The following is a 19163-nucleotide window of genomic DNA, read 5'->3' as shown; positions in this document are numbered from 1 at the left end:
TGTCCGGATACTCGGCATGGGGGGCTGTGTCCATGGATCCTCGGGTGGAAGCTGAAGTCAGGGAGTCCAAGGGGCGGTTCGGCGAGCCCGCTGTCCGGTGGCTGTCGCTCAAGCAGTTGGTGCGAACCGCGCAGGAGGTGGCGACGGCCACCGTGTTCGCGCGCTTCGCCGACAAGCGCGATGTGATGGGCAGCGCACCGGCAAGCATCTACGCGCTGACGCCCCTCGAGCACACCGACCCGGTCCGGGTCGACTTCACGGCGGACACCGGCGACGGATTCGACGCGACCTTCGCCGTGGCCCGGCTCCTCGCCGGCGGCATGTCTACTTCGGACCCAGCCAAGTTCGCAGGTCCGGCCGATCTGCTGGTACTGGGTGGCGACGAGGTCTATCCGGTGGCCAGCGCCGAGGCATACCGGCGACGCTTCACTGCCGTGTTCCGGGCCGCTCGCTACTGCTACCCGAAGCCCCCTGGTGCCGCTTCTCGCGTCCATGGACCCCCAGTGCTCGCGCTCCCGGGTAACCACGACTGGTACGACGGGCTGTCCGCGTTTCGTCGCACGTTCTGCGAGTCGTGGACCCGGATGAAGGACAAGGTCGACGACCTCGGCTTGACGAAGGTCGGCGGCTACGAGCCGGCTGAAACGACCGTACAACGCGAGGTGGCCGGCGACTGGACCACGGTTCAGTCACGCAGCTACTTCGCCATCCGGGTTCATCCCAGGTGGTGGATCTGGGGCGTGGACTCCCAGCTCAACGCCCCTATCGACCCGGAACAACTGGCCTACTTCGACGCGGCCAAGGGCAAGCTGAACCCTGGTGACGGTGTCGTGCTGTGTACTTCCACGCCGAGCTGGCTGGAGGCCGAGGGCGAGCGTCCACCGGAGTACGGCGACCGGGAAACTCCGCTGACCACCGTGGTGAACTTCCGCCGCCGCTATCTCGGGCTTCCGGAAGACGAGCGGCTCCGGATGATCCTGACCGGGGACAAGCATCACTACGCGCTGTACGTCCCCGCCGAGAAGCAGCCGGCCGAGGACGATTCCCTGAAGTGGATTCCTGGCCCCGTCCTCGTCACGTGCGGCGGCGGCGGTGCCTTCACCTCACCCACCCACCACCTGAAGAAATCGCTGTCCGTGCCCTGGGGGCGGCAGAAGCAAGACGTTTCCCGACGCGTGACGCGGTACGGCAAGCTGACCGAGTACCCCAGCGTGGACGAGTCGAAGAAGATGCGCCTGCAGATCTGGAAGATGGGGTGGCACAACGGTCCCGGGCTCCCGGCCGCCATCGGCCTACTCCTGACCTGCGTGTTCTGGACAGCGGCAGGTGATCGAATCGTGCACTTGCCTTCCATCATTGCCGGCGTCGTCCTCGCGGTGATCACCTGCATCTATGCCTTGACCGGAATTCGCGGACAGCGGGACAGCTCGCCGCTGGCCCGCGGGATCAAGGTCATCGTCGCGGGCGTCGCCCATGCCGCGGTCCATCTTCTGGCCATCGCGCTGGTCGTGTGGCTGGTTCGAGAGTTGCCCACCCTCGACGGTCGCCCGTGGTGGCTGTGGCCGGCCGTGTATCTGCCGTTCGTCATCCTCGGCACCCTGGTGTTCACGATCTACCTACTGGTCAGCGACCTCTTCGGCTACCACGAGACCGAGGCCTTCGCTTCGACCCGCTCAGAGAAGTTCAAAAGCCTGCTTCGGCTCACCTTCGAAGACGAGTTGGTATCCGTAGAGGTAGTCGGCCTCAACTCGGTACCGCCTGCCCGCTCATCGAAGACCCCCATCAGCGAGATGACGCTGCACCCACACCAGGTCGACCACTTCGGGGTCCCCCGCACAGGCCAGAGATTCAAGAAGATTCCCTCCCACCCCACACCAGAAGCGCCACCGCCAGGCGGGCGAGAGTCGATCGTCGGGGGTCAGTGAGCTGCCTGGGCGAGGACGCGTTCGAGGGCTGACCGGCCGGCTGGGCCCCAGGTCTTCTTTCCGCCGGGGCGGCCTTCCTCCCCGGCCTTGCCGATCGCCATCAGCCCGAACGCCCGGTACGCGGCCCACCCGAGCGCACGCTCGCGCATCGGGTCGTCCACACCGCCATAAGCTTCGAAGAACTGCCCGGCCGCGCCCGCGGGCAGCAGGATCCAGGCCGCTGAGAGATCAGTCGCCGGATCGCCGGCGCACATGTCACCGAAGTCGATCACGCCCGACAACCCACCATCCTCGACAAGAACGTTGGCGGGGTGAAGGTCAGCGTGCAACCACACTGGTGGGCCATCCCACGCCGGAGCCGCGAAAGCCGCCTCCAACACCCGGCGCACCTCAGCACCGACGCCACCGCCGGAGCCCATTGCGGTGTACCCGAACCAGTCCTCGAAGTGGCCGACCAGGTCCTTCAGCGGGACGCTCCGCTGGGGATTGACCGGTGCGTCGACCGGCGCCTCGACGTGCAAAGCCTTGAGGAAGCCCGCGAGCGTCACCGTCGAGTCCGGGTGGCTGATCGGGATGCGGTCGGCCGGCTCTCCAGGGACCCAGCGGACGACGTGCCACGGTTTCGGGAACAGCGTCGACGGCTCACCGGCTCGCAGCGGAACCGGAGTCGGCAGCGGCAACCGCTCAGCCAGCGAAGGCAACCACTCCAGCTCGATCCGCAGCAACTCGGGCGCCCTTGGCGTGCGAGGGATCCGGACTGCGAGCTCATCCCCTAGCCGCCACATCTGGTTGTCCCAGCCGCCGACCACCTCGCGGAGCTCCAACCCGGCCAGCTCAGGATGCTGTTCCCGCAATAGCTCCCGGATCAGCACGTCGTCGACAGCGATGTCAGCCACGACCAAGCAACCTACCCGGCGACCGTGTCCCGACCGACAGGACATAGTCCTCATCCGGCGTGCGCCAACCACCTCCGTGAGCGTGGCGAGCCGGCCGATCGGCGACTATGTCCTGTTGGTCGGGACACGATCAGGGCGTGATCACCACACGGTGCTCGGCGTCGGTTTCCTTCCAGGCTGTTTGGACCTCGGCCAGCGGCACTGCGCGGGCGTCGATCTGGAAGGCGCCGGAAGTGATCACTTCGGCCAGCGCAGGCAACTCGGCCAGGATGTCGCGGGTCGGGACGGAGCCTTGGCCGCTGCCGACGATCTGCAGCCGGGCGGCGCGGAGGGCGGCCGACGGAATCGCCGCCGTCGGCCCCGCGATCGACCCGACCTCGATCCAGGTCAGCGGCCGATCGCTGTCGGCACGGTTCGTCACGATGGCGCGCATCGCGTCCGCGGTGGGCTGTCCCCAGATGTAGTCGATGACGACGTCCACGTCGCCCGCCACCTCACCAAGCTGGTCACCAGAAGCCAGCGAAACCGTCAGGTCGGCATCCTGCAACGCCGCGAGCCGGTCGGCGCGACGACCGGCCGCGATCACCTGGCCGGCCCCGAGACGCTTGGCGATCTGGACCGCAAGGCGACCAGCGTTCCCTGTCGCACCAAGCACCAGAACGCTCTGCCCCGCCTGGAAGCTGATCCGCCGCCGCAACGCAACCCACGACGACATCGCCGGATTCATCGCCGCCGCGATCAGCACCGGGTCGGCACCCTCAGGGAGCACCACGCTTCGCCGTACGTCGATCAGCGTCTGCTCGGCCATCGCGCCCAGCGTCGTGTCGGGCAGCACGAAGTACCGCAGCGTGCCGTCCGGCGCCCGCCCAACACCGTCGATGCCGGGGACGAGCGGGAGTTCGTCGGAGCTCGTGTAGTGCGAGCCGGTCGCCTGCGAGCGCACCCGGGGATGCAACCCTGCCGCGACGACATCGATGACGACCTCTTCGGGTGAGCCCGGCACCGGCGTCGGGAAGTCTTGGCAGGACGGCGGAGTACCGAAAGAAGTGACGACCGCTGCACGCATGACGCGCCTCCAGATAATTGTTTGTATTACCACCTAAGTTAGATGGTAATACAAACCATTGCAAGCTAGGCTGCCTAGCATGAGCGCAGAAGGCGACGCAGTGGACAGCCTGGTACAGACGTCGTTCACGGTGATGGCCGTGCTGAGCCAGGCGGCGGCCGCGCACGACCTGTCACTCACCCAACTGCGGGTGCTGGCGATCCTGCGCGACCGCGAGCCGAAGATGGCCGAGCTGGCCGCGCACCTCGGCCTCGACCGGTCGTCGGTGAGCGGCCTGATCGACCGAGCCGTCAAACGAGACCTGGTACGCCGTACTGCGAGCACCGACGACGCCCGAGCCGTCCACGTCAGCCTCACCCCGGCCGGCCAACGCCTCACGGCAACCCTCACAGCCGAGATCGCCGACCTCCTCACTCCCCTCACCACAAAGCTCGCCGCCACCGACCAGAAGCGACTCGCCACCCTCCTCACCAAACTCCTCGACTGAGCCGACCCAGGCGACGGCACTCTCCACGCCGCGATGCTCGACGTCCCCGGCTACCTGAAATCGATAGCTCAGTGCCGAGCGAAGTACCCGCAGCTCAGAATCCTCACCGGCCTGGAGATCGGCCAGCCTCACCTCCAACGAACCGGAGCTCGCCGAACTACTTGCCCAAGGCACCTTCGATCGACTGATCGGTTCGCTGCACTGCCTGCTCGACGGCCTGGCCCGACGACGCCCCACCCTTCGATCCCCAGGGCTTCGAAGACGAGCTACGCCAGGCGTTGCGATCACTGGCCGACGGTGAACGCGCACTGGAGATCAACACCAGGATCCCTTTGCACCCGACGATCCTCGGCTGGTGGCGCGAGGAGGTGGCCGGCGCGTCACCTTCGGCAGCGACGCTCACCTACCGGAAGCCTTGGCCACCGGCCTCGCCTCGGCAGCCACCTTGGCCGCATCCAACGGCTTCCGCCCGGACCGGATCCCCGGCGACCCCTGGCTGATATCCAGCTGACCTGTGCGCTTCAGCCGGAGTTGAGCGATCAGGCTGATCAGGGCCAGCAGGATGGTGAACGCGGTGTACCAGAACACGGCCGGTACTTCGCCGAGCGGGCTCACCAGCTGCCCCTCGATCACGATCGGCACGCCAAGCGCGACGTACGAGACAAGGTAGATCCCAGCGACGACACCTGCTCGCTGGTGCGCAGCGGCAAGCGGAAAGATGAGCCGCAGGGCCGCGGTAAAGGACGCCCCGAAGCCAACCCCGGCGATCGCCTGCCCGACGATCATGACCGCCAGGCTGCCCACCAGTACGCCGGTGATGATGCCGACGGCTCCGATGATCGACGCGTAGATCCCGATCGTCATCGCCCGCCGGGGCGCCACCCCCGCAAAGGCCAACCCGATGACAGCGGAGACCGCCGGCGCAACGAACCCGGCGAAGCCGTTGAGCAGCCCGCTGTTCAGCTGGAACACACTGCCGACCATGCCCGGCGCAATCCCACCGGACAATCCCGCGAGCATCCAGACCGCGGCAACCACCGGAGCCGCCGCGACGAACTCTTGACGGGTCGCCGCGGGAACGGCGATCCGCGGGATCAACGAGCGGCCGGCGCCCGGCGCGCGGATCACGCTCTCGGGGGAGAACGCGATGACGACGATCCCCAGCACGGTCGCGACGGTCAGGACGACGAAGATGATCGTGTTCGCCGACGGCGAGACCTGGATCGCGAGACCGGCCAGCAATGAACCGCCACCGAGCCCGCCGGTCAGCCCGACGCTGCCCAGGATCGTGCCGAGGCGCTTGCGGTTCGCCGGCGCGACCTCGACGAGCATCGCGGTGAAGGCGCTGGTCGCCGCACCGCTGGCGACGCCTTGCACGATGCGCCCGGCGATCACCCAGCTGACATCGGAGGCGAAGAGGAACAACAGGTTCGAGGCGACCTGGACGACCAGCGCTCCGATCAGAACCGGACGCCGGCCGAGGAAGTCGGAGAGCGACCCCACGGTAAGCACGGCCGCGAGAAAGCCGATCGCATAGACGGCGAAGGCCAAGGTGAGCATCGCCGGGGCGAAGTCCCACTTCTCTTTGTAGACGACCAGCAGCGGGGTCAGGGCGCCCGCTGCCAGGTACATGCTGGTGAAAGTGACCGCCGCACCCGCCAGGGCGAGTCCCGCAGGGAGAGTGCGGCGAGTGGACAGCAATGGTGATGACACAACAAGCTCCTTGAAGAGGTCAGTCGGTGATGACGACGACGCCCGTCGGCTCACCCAGAGCTTCGACCGTCAGTTCGGCAGCGCGGTCGATCTGCACTCGCGGCTCCGCGGGGACCTGCTGCTCGTTGTAGGTGCCCGGGCCGTAGAACTGCCCGTAGCTCAGGACCACGCCACCCTCGGCGAGGACTGACTGCTCGAGCGACGCGACCGCCACCGCATCGGGTCCGTCAGGCAGCTGCCAGGCGACGCTCTGCACCAGCAGCTTCGGCGAGCCGGCCTGCCGGGCGGCGTCGATCAGGTTCTGGTTGCCCTCGGTACGGATCCGGGCGTTCAGCTCCGCGTGCTTGCCGATCTCCGCCAGGTCGTCCGGCAGATCGGTCAGCTCGTTCAGGATCAGGTCCGGCTTGAAATCGACGACCGCCTGAATCAGCGCCTCGCGATCGAAGACGTCGCACAGAATCGCCTCGGCCCCGAGCCGCTCGATCAGTTCGGTCTTGCCGGCCGACCGCGTCATCCCACCGACCACGTGCCCGTCCTCGACCAGCCGCGGGATCAGCCGCTGCCCGATCAGCCCGGATGCGCCGGCCAGAAAAACCCTCATCGCCATCTCGATCTCTCTTCCGCTCTATTCTGGATATTTGATGTCCAGGTTCTGTTCACGACTGTAGGCGGCGACCACGAACCAGTCAAGCCGGCTAGTCGGCGACGGCCCTTTCGGCGACGGCTCCTTCGGCGACTTCCTCGGCGGCCCAGCGATCCAGCAGGCCGGCGATCCGACCGAGGACGTCGCGGGCGATGGCGTACTCCGCGGCGCCGAACTCCGCCGCGAACCGCTCCTCCAGCTCGATCAGATGCCGATAGCCGTCGCTGGCGACCGCCCGGCCATGCTCGGTGTAGGTGACCAGCTTGGCCCGTCGATCCTCGGGATCCGGACGCATCTCGAGGATCCCGAGCCCGACCAGTTCGCGGACCACCTCGCCCATCGACTGCCGCGTGATCCCGGCCCGCTCAGCCATGTCGATAGCCCGCGAACCCTCCTCGGCCAGCGTCCCGAAGACGGAGTTGTGGGCCGATTTGATCTCCGGATGACCGTGGCGGTGCGCGGTCTGCACCATGTCCGCCTGGAGCGCCCGGTTGGCCCGGTCGACCACTGCGATCAGCGGCCGGCTACCGAGCCGCGGAAGATTCACCCTTGACATCCGTAAGGATTCCTTCCAATATTTCGACAGGAAGCCTTACAGTATCAGGAGGGGTGATGGACACCAAGGAGCTCCGCCCGATCGTGGCCGACCTGTTCGCACGAGGCCGCCGGCGGACCACCCGGGTCGCGATCGAGCAGGAGTTCCTCGTCGCCGACACGACCACCGGCGCCGCGGTACCGATCGAGCGGGTGCGCCGAGCAGTCAGTACTGCGCACGCCGCGCCGTACGTCAGCTTCGAACCCGGCGGCCAGCTCGAGCTGAGCCTGCCGTGTGCCCCAGACCCGGCCGGCGCCCTCTACGCCTTCACCGACGACCTCAGGCAACACCTGGCCACGGCAGGGATCCGCATCGACGCACTCCCCTGCGACCGACGCCCCGAACACGAGGTGCCGCTGCAACTGACCACCCCGCGGTACGTCGCGATGCATCGCCATTTCGACTCGATCGGCTCAGCCGGCCGGCGGATGATGCGCCGCACCGCCTCCACCCAGGTCTGCCTCGACTGGTGGCCGGGCAGCGCCGGCCTCGAGCAATGGCGAGTACTCAACCTCGCAGGCCCATTCCTCGCCGCGAGGTTCGCGAGAAGCTCCGGTCTCGACGGCAGGCTCAGCACCTGGCTGCGCGTCGACCCGGCGCGCACCGGGTTCGACGAGCGCCTGCTGAGAGGCGATCCCGTCACCTCGTACGCCGAATTCGCAGCCGGCGCTACGGCCTTCGTCACCGGCGGCCCGGCCGACCACCTGACGACGCTGTTCCCACCCGTACGGCCACGTGGGACGTACCTCGAAGTCCGCTTCCTCGACGCCCAGCAACCTGCCGAGGTCGGCCGCGTCGTGAAAGCTCTCGCAAACCTCTTGTATGACGACGATCTCCGTCGCCGCACCCTCCGTGAGCTGGAGCCCGTACTCCCCCGCTTGGCCGATCATTGGCAGGCCGCCGCAATGGGTGACTCCGCCGTAGTCGACAGGCTTCTCCCCGATTTGGAGCTGGTCGCATGAGCGGCGTCCTGTTCGTCACCGACCCACTCGGCGGACTACTGGCCGACGTCGACGCCACCATCGGCCTGATGAGCGCGACCCAGGACCTCGGCTTCGACGTCTGGTGCTGCGAAACCGCCGACCTCATCGTTGCCGATGGCAAGCTTCATGTCAGGGCGCACCGGATCAGGCTGCGGCCGCGGCACCCGGCGGGCGGCGACCACCGCTGGATCGTCGACCAGACCTGGTTCGACGAGGTCGACGCCGCTGTCCTCGAGGTCGCCGCGTTCGACCTGGTCCAGCTGCGGATCGATCCGCCGGTCGACGAGCGCTATCTGCACACGACCTACCTGCTCGACCTGGCCGGTACTCCCGTGATCAACCGCCCAGAAGGGATCCGGGCGATGCACGAGAAGCTCATCGCCTTGCGCTTCCCTGAACTCTGCCCACCGACGCACGTCGGCGCCGACCTGACCGGCCTGCGCGAGTTCGTCGCAAGCGTCGGTACTGCGGTCGTCAAACCCGTCGACGGTTTCGCCGGGCTGGATGTCTGGCTGGTCGGCAACAACCACGCGGCGGTCTCGCTGCTGGAATCGGCCACGCGTGGCGGCCGGCGACAGGTGATCGCCCAGCAGTATCTGCCGGCCGTCGAGCACGGCAACAAGCGACTGTTCCTGCTCGACGCGGAGATCGCCGGCGCCGTACTGCGCCGGCCGTGCGCCGACGACTTCCGGATCGGGCCGCCGGTCGCAGCCGCCGAGATCGACGATGCCGACCGCGCGATCGTCGCCGCACTCCGCCCCCACCTGCTCCGCCACGGCATCGCACTCGCCGGTCTGGATGTCATCGGCGGGCGGCTGATCGAGGTCAACGTGACGTGCCCCGGCGGCATGCACAAGACCGACGCCCTGCTCGGCACCAAGCTCAGCCACACGATGGTGCACCACCTCGCCGAATCATCCCGTCAGTCAACATTTCAGGCCGAAGGAGTCTTCAAATGAGTACCGTCACGATTGTCTGCATCGCCTTGATGGGCATCCTGCTGTTCCTGCTCGGCGCCAACGTCACCCGGCACCGCGCCATCCGCGGCAAGAACGGCGGCAACCAGGCGTCGACCGATCCCGCCGACAAGCTGCTGATCGCGGTGCGCGCGCACGGCAACGCAGCGGAGTACGTCCCGACGCTGATCGTCTTGCTGCTGGTCTGCTCGGCGCTCTCCGACAGTTGGTGGGTCGAGGCGCTGGCGGTCGTGGCGTTCGCGGTACGGGCCACGCACGCCGTCGGCATGCTCACTGCCAAGACACTCGCCGCGCATGGCCCGCTCCGCGATATCGGCGCCCTAGGCACCTATCTCGTCGGTATCGCCCTCGGTGTCACTGCCATCGTGGTCATCTGATCGGGGCGATGGTCTTGGTGCGGGAGCCCTCGTAGGCGGCGAGCAGGATGCCGAGGACGGCGATGCCCTCCTCCTCGGTGTGCAGCGGCCGGGTCTTGCCGATCAGCGAGTCGGCGAAGTGGCCGATCTCGGCGACGAAGGTGTCGACGGGCTCCAGCTCGAAGGTCTCCGTCTCCCCGGACCGGAGCTGCGAGACCAGCGAGTTGCCGTCGCTGCGCAGGGATCCCAGCTCGCCGACGACGGAGAAGCGCTCGGTACCGGGGGCCGGCTGGTACGCCCAGCTGGTCCTCGTACACGGTGCCGATCGTCCCCGCGTCGAGCAGCTCTTTCGCCTTGGCCACAGCCGGCATGAAGAGCTGGTTGTGCGCGCACATCAGCGTCACCCCGTTGCCGGTGACCGCTGCCCGCACATCCGCAGCCTCCTCCCCTGAGAGACAGAGCGGCTTCTCGCACAGAACATGCTTACCCGCTTGGGCTGCGGCGACGATCGCGTCCCTGTGCAAGTGGTGCGGCAGGCAGATGTCGACGGCGTCGAGCTCCTCCGCTTCGAGCATCTGGAGATAGTCCGTGTACGGCGTCGCGCCGAGCTCCTCGCCGCGAGCGGCCGCCGTCTTCTCCACTGCGTCGGCCACGGCGGTGATACCGATCTTGCCGGCGTGTTCGCGGTAGCCCTCGATGTGCGCGGAGGCGATGCCGCCGCCTCCGATGAGTCCGACCTTGAGCTGTGGCATCAGCTGACCTCCTTACCGGAGTACGCGATCGCTTGGCCTTGTTCTGCGGCCTCGTTGGCGGCGACGACCAGTCGGGTCAGCTCGACCGCGCGGGCGAGATTGTCGTCCGCGCGAGTGCCTTCAGTGATGTGGTCGACCCATTGCCCAAAGGGGTCCAAGCTGTGCTCGGGCACGGGCAGCTGCTTGCCCGCGACGCGCAGTACGTTGCCTTCGTCGGTGTAGGTCAGGCTGCCGTCGGTACCGAAGATCTCGATCGTGAAGGGGTTCGGGCTGGCGAACCCCGCCTCGATCACGCCGATCTTCTGATCGGGATAGCCGACGGTGACGACGGCGTTGTCCTCCAGACCACGCCCGGCCACCGACCGGTACGTCGCACTGACGGTCTCGGGGCCGGCCCCGAGGAACAGCTGCAGCAGGTAGACCGGATGGCAGCCGAGATCGGTCAGCGCTCCGCCGATCGCAGCCTTCTGGTCGAAGAAGCGCTGCGGCAACCAGCCGTCGTTGCCGTTCCGCGGGATGGCTCCGTCATGGGACAGCCGGACCCGGCCGTAGGTGAGCCGGCCGAGCTCCCCGCCGGCGATCACGTCGCGGATCGCCTGCGTGTAGCCATGCGCGAGCCGCGGCAGCGAGACCACGAGCTTCACGCCGTTGGCGTCGGCCGCGGCGATGATCTCGGTGGCCTCGGCAACGGTCGGCGCGAGCACCTTCTCGGTGAAGATGTGTTTGCCGGCGGGTCGCCGCCCGGACCATGACGTCGCGATGGACGTCGGTCGGGGTGGTGATGATGACGCCGTCCAGGTCGGGACGGGCCAGCAGTTCGCCCAGCTCATCGGTGAACGGGACGCCGAACTGGTCGGCACCGGCCTGTCCGAGCTCCAGGTCGTAGACGGCGACCAGCTCCGTACCGGGATGTTTCTGCGCCTGCCGTGCGTAGTCTTTCGCGTGAACGTGCCAGAACCCGAGGACTGCGACCTTGAGCGGTGTCGGCACCGGCTCCTCCTAGCGGAATCGATTTCCACGATCGCGCCCCACGTTACAACGATGAACTGACACCGGTCAGCCGGTCCGAGTGTCGAGGGCCGGCCACCTCCCGGCTGGGAGGTCGCTCGGCTCAGGCGACGTGGACGGCGGGAGGCTCGGCGAGCGCGAAGAGGCGGTCGAAGACGGGAACCCGGTCGAACTGCAGGGCGTACGCCCGTGCGCGCAGCTCGGCTGCCGCCCGCTGCTCGTAGGTCCAGTCGCACACGACCTCGTCAAGCACGGTCCGCAGCGTGTCCGGGTCACGCTGCGGCACCAGCAGGGCCGTATCACCGACCGCCTCGGGGACGCCGCCGGTTGCGCAGGTGATGATCGGCCCGCCGCCGGCGAGAGCCTTCTCGACCAGCGCGATCCCGAACGTCTCAACGAACTCCGGCTGCTCGCGGGTCGGCAGCACGAACGCCGCGCTCCCGGCCATCAGCGCCGGCTTCTCCGCGTCGTCCACGTCGGTCAGCACCCGCACCCGCTCGCCCAGGCCCGCTGCCGCCACTCGCGCCATCACCTCAGCTTCCTGCGGCCCGCGCCCGGCCAGGACCAGTTGCACCCGCTCGGCTGATCGCGACCCGGCGTAGGCGTCGATCAGGTCGTCGATCCCCTTCGCCGAGGCGATCCGGGACAGGAACAGAACGTACCCGTCCCGCGAAAGGCCCCGCCGGGCAAGAGTTTCGGCGATCCTGTCATCGGTGAGCGACAGGTAGGACCAGGAGTCGACCGCCGGGTAGGAGATGGCGATCCGCTCCCGGCACTGCTGCGCGAACGTAGTGCCGTGCATGGCGTCGAGGGTCGCCGCCGAGGCCACGATCAGCTCCCTGGTGTACTCCGACACCGCCACGCAGTGGTCGGCCGCCAGGTAGACCGACAGGATGTGCGCGGCCGCCCCGAACCGGCCGGTGTTCACGCACTCGCGTACCACGTTGGTGATGTCGGAGCCCACCGCCTCAGCCACCGTGATGACCTGTGCGGGCCCGATCCGGCGCGCCACCTGGACGGCCTCCTGCACGGCGATCGCGTGCGGGCTCAGGTACAGGGACATCGCCACCGTCGGTACTCCGTCGCTGAACAGCTCGACCAGCCGCCCGATGAGCCCGGACAGGTAGCGCCCGTCCGGAACCCGGTAGTCGCCAACGGGATCGGGCCGCTCCACGGTGATGCCAGGGCTGTACGGCAGCACGCCGTCGAGTGGTTTCAACGGCAGCCCGGCCGCCTCCAGCGCGTCCAGCGGCCAGGTCACGATCCGCACGTCGTCGAACCCGCGGGTGAGCGCTACCTCGGCGAGGCACCGTGCCTCACCGGAGTGCCCGCAGATCACCGGGTCGGCGCGGACGACGATGACCAGGCGGCGGTTGGGTGTGGACGGGACGAGTGTGTCGTCGGCGATGTTCATGCCTCACCTCCAGCGGTGTGCAGTGGGTCGGATGTGGATGGTGGCCTGATCTGAGTGCCCCAGCCGGAGGGCCGAGAGCCGAGCTCGATGTGCAGGTTGCGGATGTGCCGCAGTTCCCGGCCGGAGATCCAGGGGCGTTCGAGTCTCTTGCCGTTCACCGCGATGGATTGGACGTAGGAGACCGGTCCGCCTGCCTCGACCGGCTCGAATCCTGTGGTGGTGATCGACAGGTCGCCATCCGGCAGCCGCATCGTGGACTCCGCCACGGCCGGCGCGCTCACCAGGAACAGGTTCTGCCCAGCCACCGGGAACAGCCCGAGCGTCGCCCACACGTACCACGCAGACAGCCCGCCGGAGTCGTCGTTACCTGGCAACCCGCCCCGGCCGGTGCCGAACTGGTTGGCGACGGCGGCATGCACCACCTCGGCGGTTCGGTCCGGCCGTCCCGCGTAGTGGTAGGACCACGGCGCGTCGTAGTCCGGTTCGTTGTTCAATCCCTCGAACCGGCACAGGCCGTACCCACCGTCCATCTCCGCCATGCTCGGCGCCACCCCCGGCTGGGTGACCGGTACGGCGCCGTACCCGAAGAACCGGTCGAGCAGCCCCACGAACGCCTCATCGCCGCCGGCGAGCGCGATCCGGGCGCGCATGTCGTGCAGCAGCCGGAAGGAGTAGTTCCACCGGCCGCCCTCATAGAACGTCGAGTCACGCAGCAGGCCGGTACCCGGGTCGTACGCCGCCCGCCAGCCTTGGGCGAGGTCGCGCATCTGCTGGGCCAGGGCCCGGTCGCGCACCTTGTGGGCGATCGCCGCGGTGCAGTGGTACGCGTACGCCAGGTCGAGGGTGTGGCTGATCGGGTGCGCCACACCGTGTACCAGGTAGTCCTCGCCGTACGTCCGGCGCAGGTCCATCTCCAGGTGCACCATGGCCCAGTCCCAGTCGATACCAGGCAGATCCAGTTGGCACAGGTCGGCCAGGAAGGTGTGCGCGAGGGCGCTGCCCTGCCGGGAGAACCGGTCGGCGCCCTTGGCCATCCGGTAGCCGATCGGCAGGTTGCCCTCCTGCTCGGCGATCGACAGCAGCGCGCCGGCCAGCGCGACCGAACGCTGCGGGAACAGCGTGGTCATCAGCGGCAGCTGGGTGCGGTAGATGTCCCACATGGTGCAGATGTCGAACGCGTACGGCCCCTCGGTCGTCGACGACGGGCTCTCGTCCGGGGCGAAGCACGGCTTGACCAGCGAGTGGTAGAGCGCGGTGCCGAAAACCGTTGCCTGGTCATCGGAGTCGGCCTTGATCTCAACCTTGCCGAGGTGGTCGCGCCAGCTGGCTGCCGTGCGGTCGCGCCGCCCGGCGAAGGTGGCCTGGGCGCGGTCGACGTCCGCGTGCAGGTTGTCGCGGGCCGCCTCACACCCACGCAGGGAGAACCCCAGCCGCACCTCGACGGTCTGCTCGGCGCGTGAGGGGCCCATGAAGATCAGCCCGAACGGCCGCAAGGTGGTCGGCCGGATGTAGTCGAAGTCAAGGCGAGTGCCGCCGGGCATCAGGCGCCGGTCGTACCACAGCGCCTGCCGCCAGCCCGGGGCGTCGACCTCCAGGTGGACGGCCAGCGGCACCCCCTCGACGTGGATCTCCCCCTGGGCCACCCCCGGCCCCAGCATCGCCAGGTGCGCCTTCAGCGGCACAGTCTGGCTGTGTGGGATGGCCAGGCCGCCGGTCGAGGCGTCGATGACGATCCGGGCGGTGTCATTCGCCGGGAAGGTGTACCGGTGGATGGCCGACTTGGGGCCGACCGTCACCTCGCAGCGCACCCCTGAGCTCAGCGTCGCCGCGTAGTAGCCGGGCTCGGCAACCTCGTCCAACAGGTCCCAGGTGGTGCCCAGGTCGTCGAGCGGGCCGAGCATCGGCGTGACCCGGAAGTAGTTGTAGTACTTGCGGATCGCGCCTGTGCCGGACTGCTGGAAGTGGGTGAAGCCGGAGGCGACCGGGCGGTCGTACAACAGGTCGGGCACGCCCTCGGTGTTGAAGTCGTACAGCCCGTAACCGGTCGGGTAGGCCCCGGAGTACGGGCAGGCCGACACCATCCCGAAGGGGTGCAAGGCCCCCGGGTGGGTGTTGCCGACCTGCGCCTTGGGCCACCACCAAGTCCCTGCCAGGCCCTTTGGGGTCGGCAGATCGGTGGCGCCGGTCCCGATGAACGGGTCAACGTGCTCGTACATGGGACTCACCGCCTCGTGCGGCCGATGTGGGCTCTCAAAGTAAGAAGTGCATGTTTCAGCCACGTGACCGAAAGAGACGCGCAGGTTACGACCGGGCCGGGTCCCCCGTCTTGCCCGATCGCACACCAACCAAAGCCACCCCACCGCGCAGGCTCCACACCCAACGCCTTCAACTTAGCGGGCGACGCAGGAGCCCGCGCCCAGGGTGGGCTACTGCGGCCAGTCGGCCTCGGTGACCCGGCCGCCGATCACCTCCAGCGTCAACTGCACTGGAGCGTCGGGCATGACATACAGCTCGTACCGGCCTTCGGGAACATCGAAGAACACCGCCGAATGAACCAACTCGCCGTCGGGCGCCGACCGGGGCACAACCGCCACATGCGGAAACCGGTGGCTGTGCTCACCGTCGCCGTGCCCGTGCCCGTGCCCATGCCCATGCCCACTGCCCTCGGTGTGATCGGCTCCGATCGACCCTTCAGCCGTCCAGCCGGCTGGGCGACGTTCGATCTCGACGTCTTCCAGCTCGGCCGGCATCGCGATCACGATCGCGCCGACGCCGTCGCCGATGTCGAGCAGGACCGACGAGCCCTTGCCCGCGTGCGGGTTCTCCTCGGCGTTGGTGAGCGCCTTGCCATGACTCAGCATCATGATGCGACCGGGATACCCGGCTTGGACTGGTAGCCACCGCCCGGCGTACCGAGGTACGGGAACACCTTGAGGTAGTCGGAGTTCGTGTTCGACGTACCGTCCTGTACCGCCGACGCAGCGCCATCAGGTGTGTACGACGGGTCGACGAGCGGAATCGTCAACCCAGCGACCGCCCGGATCTCCACCGTGACGACATCGTCGAAAACCCTGCGTCCGTTGGGGAATCCAGCCGCATCGCCGGCCACCAGACCCAGCGGGTTCGGCGACTTGGACGGCGGGACGGCGACATTCAGCCGGAGCATGTCCGCCTGCACCGGCCCGGTGTAGTTCTGGAAGCCCGGTACTACGCCCTTCGGGATCCCGGTGAGCAGGATCGCCGCCAGATCGGCCCGCGGCTTCTTGTAGGCAGCGAGGTTCGGGAAGACCCCCGGGTAGAGCACCGGCAGCAACCCGGCCAGCTCGGGCTTGGTCACGTACTGCGCGTACTTCCTGTCGTCCGACGGCGGGCGGCTGTTCCACTTGTCCTTCTCGGCCATCGGCACGATGACCTCGTTGAACAACGGGTTGCCCAGCCGCGAGACCTGCTTGTGCGGGCCGTGCCAGGTCGAGATCCCGAGCAGGTCGTCGAACATCTTGGACTGCTGGCGACTCGCGGTGGCGTAGACACCGATGACGGACTTGGCGTCCAGCACGTCCGTCGGTTTCTTGCCGTCGCGGGTCAGGTCGGTGATCGGCACCTGGATCGCGATCGTGTGCACGTTCGAGCCCTGAAGGCCGTTGACGCCCACGGCCGCGGCGGACGGGATCAAGTGCGCCGCCTGGAACGGGCGCAGCGTACCCAGGTCGAAGATCGACCCGAGATCGGCGAAGAAGCCGTCGGCCCGCTGGCCGGCGAACACCTTGCGGTTGGTGCCGATCGGGTGGATCGCCTGGGCGGCGAGCTTGGCGTAGTTCGGCGTACTGCGCACGCCCACGTTCACCGGCGGCGCGGCCAGGTTGCGGGCCAGGACGCGCGAGCGGCCGTTCTCGACCCGGGTGACCGAGTAGTACTGCGGCCGGTTCCAGGTGGTGTCCTTGATCGACGTGATCGGTCCGGTGTTGTAGAGGAACGTCTTCTTGTTCCGGATCTTGGCGTGGAAGCGGAACTGGTAGCTGATGTCCGCGCGGGCGTCACCGCCGTTGGAGATATGGATCTGGTAGAGCACGTCATCACCGAACTCGTAGAAGTTCGGCCCGCCGAACGGGTTCTGGAACGGGATGAAGTTGGCGATCAGCGTCACCGTGTCCGGCTTGTCCGGGCTGACGAACGCGTATACGTCGGTGTTGTCGGCGACCGGGTCCTTGGAGATCTCCGGTGCTTCGCGATGGGAAGACATGGTCCCTCTCCTCAGGCCGTGGTCACGCCGGCCAGCCGGCTGGCCAGCTCGCGATCGATGATCGATACCTCGCGCTCGCCGACCAGGATCGTCAGCTCGCCCTTCCTTACGTCCTTGACGTGCACGACGAACGACTCGGCGCTCGCCAGGTCCGCCGCCTTCAGCTGGGTCGCGGTGTCGGCGGACTGATCGCCGAAGATCTTCGGCGCCGCGACGGCGCCGACCGCGGCAGCGGTCCCCGCACCGGCGAACACCAGGAAACCGCGGCGTGTTGCGTCACTCATGACTGTCCCTTCCCTCTCCGTACTGCGTCCCGCCGGCGAACACCGACGGCCAGAACGGCTGCAGATGCGACCCGATCGCAGATAGTGATCTGGATCACAAGCCACAGTCGCTGGGCATTCGGGACCGCCCACCGAGTGGATGGGTACGGAAGCCCACGAATGTCCGCAGCGATGGCTCAGGCAGACGGCGAGTTCAGCCGTACGACCTCCAGCGGACCGCCCGTCGCAGGCAAGGTCGGGCGGGCGGATCCGCCCGCGGGCCGATCAAGCGATCCAGTGAGGAGCCCTCAGGTCGTCTGGTTGTCGCCAGGCTGCAGTGCGGTGGCAGGGATGGTGCCGTCGATGACGGCAGCTGCGACGGCGCCCAGCGGCTGCTGGTTGCGGCGGGCGTACGCGCGCATCAGAGTGAACGCCTCGTCGACGCTGATCCGGGTCCGCTCGGACAGAACGCCCTTGGCCTGCTCCAGCAGGATGCGGCTGTTCAGGGCGGCCTGGAGTTGCTCTGCCAGCAGGTGTCCCTGCTGGACAGCTCGTTCCTGCAACAGCCCGACGGTGGCCATGTCGCAGAGCGCCTGTCCCAGGTCGACATCGGTTTCGCTGAGGGTGGCAGGCTCGGCGCAGAACAGATTCAGTACGCCGATCACCTGGCCTCGCAGGCGCAACGGGAGCGCGTGGGTGGAGTGATAACCGAGTTCCGTGGTCGCTGCGTGGAACCTCGGCCACCGCTGCGCGACCTCGGCGAGGTCGATGTTCACCATCTGCCGCCCGGTCGAGTAGCAGTCCAGGCAGGGACCCTCGTCGTTCTGCAGCACGAACAGCTCCAGTACGCGAGCCTCGGTGGTCGTGGACGCCATCACCTGCAGCGCTCCCCGCTGATCGGCAAGGATCAGCCCGGCCGCATCAGCCGGCAACAGCTCGACGCTGCGCTCGCACAGGGTGTGCAGGAGATCGATGACGTCGAAGTCGTCGACGAGCGTGTCCGCGAGCTCCACGAACACTTCGGTGAGGCGTTGTTCCCTGCTCATACCGTGCTGCCTTTCCGGACCGGATGGGGCCATCTGGTGATGTCATTCATGATGGTCGTCCTCGGGATAAAAGGTCACCTGCCGGGCGACCACTTCCTGCGCGAGCTCACGCAACCGCTGCCCATCGGCGTACGCGCGGGCACGCAGCAACAGCAGCGCCTCGTTGATGGTCACCGCTGCCTGGACGGTGATCATGCCGGTCGCCTGGTGGATTTCCCGGTGGTCGTCGGCCGCGTCGGCCAGGTCCGGGTGCAGCTCACCCGCCGAGGTCACCTGCTGGAGATCCAGCATAATCGTCGTCGCCGCGGCGGCGTAGTCGAGGGCCTCAGTCAGCTGAAGGGCATCCAGCGGGCCCGGAGTGTCGCGATACAGGTCGAGAACGCCGAGGCGGATGGCACCGACCTGGAGCGGGAACGCGAAGATCGCGGCAACACCGGCATCCAGCGCACCGGGCGTGAACCCGGGCCACCGCGACGCCGCCTCGGCAAGGTCGGGCTGCAACACCGGCCGACGATCGTGGAACGCGTTCACGCATGGTCCCTCGCCGAGAGTCTGCTGCAGATCCTCCAGGGCCAGAGCAGACCTGTCGGTGGCAGCCAGCGTTCCGCCGTGGCCTCGCGGAGTCATGAGCGCTACCCCGGCCCCGGTGACCGGGACTGCTTTGGCCGCCGACGCGCACAACCTGTCCCAGATTGTCGACCCTTCAGCGGGCGGTTCCGGCTGGTCGAAGGCAAGCACCTCCAAGAGGATCTGCCGTACGCGCAGCGATGCCACCTACCCACACCCGTCCTCGGCCGCT

At 67.9% G+C, this 19163-nt stretch carries 19 protein-coding genes; 5 read left to right on the top strand and 14 right to left on the bottom strand.

Annotated features, from left to right (window positions below):
- Positions 1-44: 44 nt before the first annotated feature.
- Positions 45-1925: a metallophosphoesterase gene (locus G3I17_RS29890; protein WP_164600955.1), complete on the top strand. Its 1881-nt coding sequence runs from the start codon at positions 45-47 to the stop codon at positions 1923-1925.
- Here G3I17_RS29890 and G3I17_RS29885 read toward each other — a convergent pair.
- Together G3I17_RS29885 and G3I17_RS29880 are read right to left on the bottom strand one after the other, a co-directional pair.
- Positions 1919-2812 carry an aminoglycoside phosphotransferase family protein gene (locus G3I17_RS29885; protein ID WP_343238462.1) on the bottom strand — a complete coding sequence of 298 codons (894 nt, stop codon included), beginning with the start codon at positions 2810-2812 and terminating at the stop codon, positions 1919-1921. The genes G3I17_RS29890 and G3I17_RS29885 overlap by 7 nt on opposite strands.
- A gap of 139 nt (positions 2813-2951) precedes the next feature.
- Positions 2952-3887 carry a zinc-binding alcohol dehydrogenase family protein gene (locus tag G3I17_RS29880; protein WP_164600953.1) on the bottom strand — a complete coding sequence of 312 codons (936 nt, stop codon included), beginning with the start codon at positions 3885-3887 and terminating at the stop codon, positions 2952-2954.
- Between the two features lie 79 nt (positions 3888-3966).
- Here G3I17_RS29880 and G3I17_RS29875 point away from each other — a divergent pair, with 79 nt between their 5' ends.
- Positions 3967-4374: a MarR family transcriptional regulator gene (locus tag G3I17_RS29875; RefSeq protein ID WP_164600952.1), complete on the top strand. Its 408-nt coding sequence runs from the start codon at positions 3967-3969 to the stop codon at positions 4372-4374.
- A 399-nt stretch (positions 4375-4773) separates the two neighbouring features.
- On the opposite strand, the gene G3I17_RS29870 is transcribed toward G3I17_RS29875, so the two are convergent.
- The 3 genes from G3I17_RS29870 to G3I17_RS29860 form a co-directional block, all read right to left on the bottom strand.
- Entirely contained in the window at positions 4774-6087 is a 1314-nt protein-coding gene (locus tag G3I17_RS29870) for an MFS transporter (RefSeq protein WP_203590950.1), read from the bottom strand.
- A gap of 19 nt (positions 6088-6106) precedes the next feature.
- Complete coding sequence (locus G3I17_RS29865; RefSeq protein ID WP_164600951.1) at positions 6107-6688, bottom strand: NAD-dependent epimerase/dehydratase family protein; 582 nt, start codon at positions 6686-6688, stop codon at positions 6107-6109.
- A 94-nt stretch (positions 6689-6782) separates the two neighbouring features.
- On the bottom strand, positions 6783-7286 hold the full coding sequence (locus tag G3I17_RS29860; protein ID WP_164600950.1) for a MarR family transcriptional regulator: 504 nt from the start codon (positions 7284-7286) through the stop codon (positions 6783-6785).
- 56 nt (positions 7287-7342) lie between these two features.
- Between G3I17_RS29860 and G3I17_RS29855 the strand changes: the two genes are divergently transcribed.
- Genes G3I17_RS29855 through G3I17_RS29845 form a run of 3 tightly spaced genes read left to right on the top strand, consistent with a single transcriptional unit; the run spans position 7343 to position 9662 of the window.
- Complete coding sequence (locus G3I17_RS29855; RefSeq protein ID WP_164600949.1) at positions 7343-8287, top strand: glutamate-cysteine ligase family protein; 945 nt, start codon at positions 7343-7345, stop codon at positions 8285-8287.
- Complete coding sequence (locus G3I17_RS29850; RefSeq protein WP_164600948.1) at positions 8284-9267, top strand: glutathione synthase; 984 nt, start codon at positions 8284-8286, stop codon at positions 9265-9267. Before G3I17_RS29855 ends, G3I17_RS29850 begins: the two co-directional genes overlap by 4 nt.
- Positions 9264-9662 carry an MAPEG family protein gene (locus G3I17_RS29845; RefSeq protein ID WP_164600947.1) on the top strand — a complete coding sequence of 133 codons (399 nt, stop codon included), beginning with the start codon at positions 9264-9266 and terminating at the stop codon, positions 9660-9662. The genes G3I17_RS29850 and G3I17_RS29845 overlap by 4 nt, the downstream gene beginning before the upstream one ends.
- Here the strand turns inward: G3I17_RS29845 and G3I17_RS29840 are convergent.
- From G3I17_RS29840 to G3I17_RS29800, 9 genes are all read right to left on the bottom strand, one after another.
- Positions 9614-10393: a Gfo/Idh/MocA family oxidoreductase gene (locus tag G3I17_RS29840; protein ID WP_203590949.1), complete on the bottom strand. Its 780-nt coding sequence runs from the start codon at positions 10391-10393 to the stop codon at positions 9614-9616. The two genes, G3I17_RS29845 and G3I17_RS29840, sit on opposite strands and share 49 nt — an antisense overlap.
- Positions 10393-11223 (bottom strand): Gfo/Idh/MocA family oxidoreductase, encoded by an 831-nt coding sequence (locus G3I17_RS29835; protein WP_239063031.1) that lies wholly within the window; start codon positions 11221-11223, stop codon positions 10393-10395. The genes G3I17_RS29840 and G3I17_RS29835 overlap by 1 nt, the downstream gene beginning before the upstream one ends.
- A gap of 281 nt (positions 11224-11504) precedes the next feature.
- Positions 11505-12815 carry a glycosyltransferase gene (locus tag G3I17_RS29830; protein WP_164600946.1) on the bottom strand — a complete coding sequence of 437 codons (1311 nt, stop codon included), beginning with the start codon at positions 12813-12815 and terminating at the stop codon, positions 11505-11507.
- Positions 12812-15031 carry a glycoside hydrolase domain-containing protein gene (locus tag G3I17_RS29825; RefSeq protein WP_164600945.1) on the bottom strand — a complete coding sequence of 740 codons (2220 nt, stop codon included), beginning with the start codon at positions 15029-15031 and terminating at the stop codon, positions 12812-12814. Before G3I17_RS29825 ends, G3I17_RS29830 begins: the two co-directional genes overlap by 4 nt.
- Positions 15032-15241: 210 nt before the next feature.
- On the bottom strand, positions 15242-15679 hold the full coding sequence (locus tag G3I17_RS29820; RefSeq protein ID WP_164600944.1) for a hypothetical protein: 438 nt from the start codon (positions 15677-15679) through the stop codon (positions 15242-15244).
- Positions 15676-17055, bottom strand: coding sequence for a DUF4331 domain-containing protein (locus G3I17_RS29815; protein ID WP_164600943.1), 1380 nt, complete (start codon positions 17053-17055; stop codon positions 15676-15678). The genes G3I17_RS29820 and G3I17_RS29815 overlap by 4 nt, the downstream gene beginning before the upstream one ends.
- Positions 17056-17066: 11 nt before the next feature.
- Entirely contained in the window at positions 17067-17339 is a 273-nt protein-coding gene (locus G3I17_RS29810; RefSeq protein WP_164600942.1) for a twin-arginine translocation signal domain-containing protein, read from the bottom strand.
- 287 nt (positions 17340-17626) lie between these two features.
- On the bottom strand, positions 17627-18364 hold the full coding sequence (locus G3I17_RS29805; RefSeq protein WP_164600941.1) for a GAF and ANTAR domain-containing protein: 738 nt from the start codon (positions 18362-18364) through the stop codon (positions 17627-17629).
- Between the two features lie 42 nt (positions 18365-18406).
- Positions 18407-19138, bottom strand: a complete 732-nt coding sequence (locus G3I17_RS29800) for a GAF and ANTAR domain-containing protein (RefSeq protein WP_164600940.1) — start codon at positions 19136-19138, stop codon at positions 18407-18409.
- Positions 19139-19163 lie beyond the last annotated feature (25 nt).

The sequence above is a fragment of the Streptomyces sp. SID13031 genome (genome assembly GCF_010548305.1).
GTDB lineage: Bacteria > Actinomycetota > Actinomycetes > Propionibacteriales > Kribbellaceae > Kribbella.
The sequence above is the reverse complement of the archived record's forward strand: the minus strand, read 5'-3'. Positions and strand labels throughout refer to the sequence as shown.

Excerpts from the sequence above, each read along its gene's own strand:
- G3I17_RS29880 (WP_164600953.1), bottom strand. The coding sequence starts at position 3,887 with ATGCGTGCAGCGGTCGTCACTTCTTTCGGTACTCCGCCGTCCTGCCAA.
- G3I17_RS29875 (WP_164600952.1), top strand. The coding sequence starts at position 3,967 with ATGAGCGCAGAAGGCGACGCAGTGGACAGCCTGGTACAGACGTCGTTC.
- G3I17_RS29865 (WP_164600951.1), bottom strand. The coding sequence starts at position 6,688 with ATGAGGGTTTTTCTGGCCGGCGCATCCGGGCTGATCGGGCAGCGGCTG.
- G3I17_RS29860 (WP_164600950.1), bottom strand. The coding sequence starts at position 7,286 with ATGTCAAGGGTGAATCTTCCGCGGCTCGGTAGCCGGCCGCTGATCGCA.
- G3I17_RS29855 (WP_164600949.1), top strand. The coding sequence starts at position 7,343 with ATGGACACCAAGGAGCTCCGCCCGATCGTGGCCGACCTGTTCGCACGA.
- G3I17_RS29850 (WP_164600948.1), top strand. The coding sequence starts at position 8,284 with ATGAGCGGCGTCCTGTTCGTCACCGACCCACTCGGCGGACTACTGGCC.
- G3I17_RS29845 (WP_164600947.1), top strand. The coding sequence starts at position 9,264 with ATGAGTACCGTCACGATTGTCTGCATCGCCTTGATGGGCATCCTGCTG.
- G3I17_RS29840 (WP_203590949.1), bottom strand. The coding sequence starts at position 10,393 with ATGCCACAGCTCAAGGTCGGACTCATCGGAGGCGGCGGCATCGCCTCC.
- G3I17_RS29835 (WP_239063031.1), bottom strand. The coding sequence starts at position 11,223 with ATGAGCTGGGCGAACTGCTGGCCCGTCCCGACCTGGACGGCGTCATCA.
- G3I17_RS29830 (WP_164600946.1), bottom strand. The coding sequence starts at position 12,815 with ATGAACATCGCCGACGACACACTCGTCCCGTCCACACCCAACCGCCGC.
- G3I17_RS29825 (WP_164600945.1), bottom strand. The coding sequence starts at position 15,031 with ATGTACGAGCACGTTGACCCGTTCATCGGGACCGGCGCCACCGATCTG.
- G3I17_RS29820 (WP_164600944.1), bottom strand. The coding sequence starts at position 15,679 with ATGATGCTGAGTCATGGCAAGGCGCTCACCAACGCCGAGGAGAACCCG.
- G3I17_RS29815 (WP_164600943.1), bottom strand. The coding sequence starts at position 17,055 with ATGTCTTCCCATCGCGAAGCACCGGAGATCTCCAAGGACCCGGTCGCC.
- G3I17_RS29810 (WP_164600942.1), bottom strand. The coding sequence starts at position 17,339 with ATGAGTGACGCAACACGCCGCGGTTTCCTGGTGTTCGCCGGTGCGGGG.
- G3I17_RS29805 (WP_164600941.1), bottom strand. The coding sequence starts at position 18,364 with ATGAGCAGGGAACAACGCCTCACCGAAGTGTTCGTGGAGCTCGCGGAC.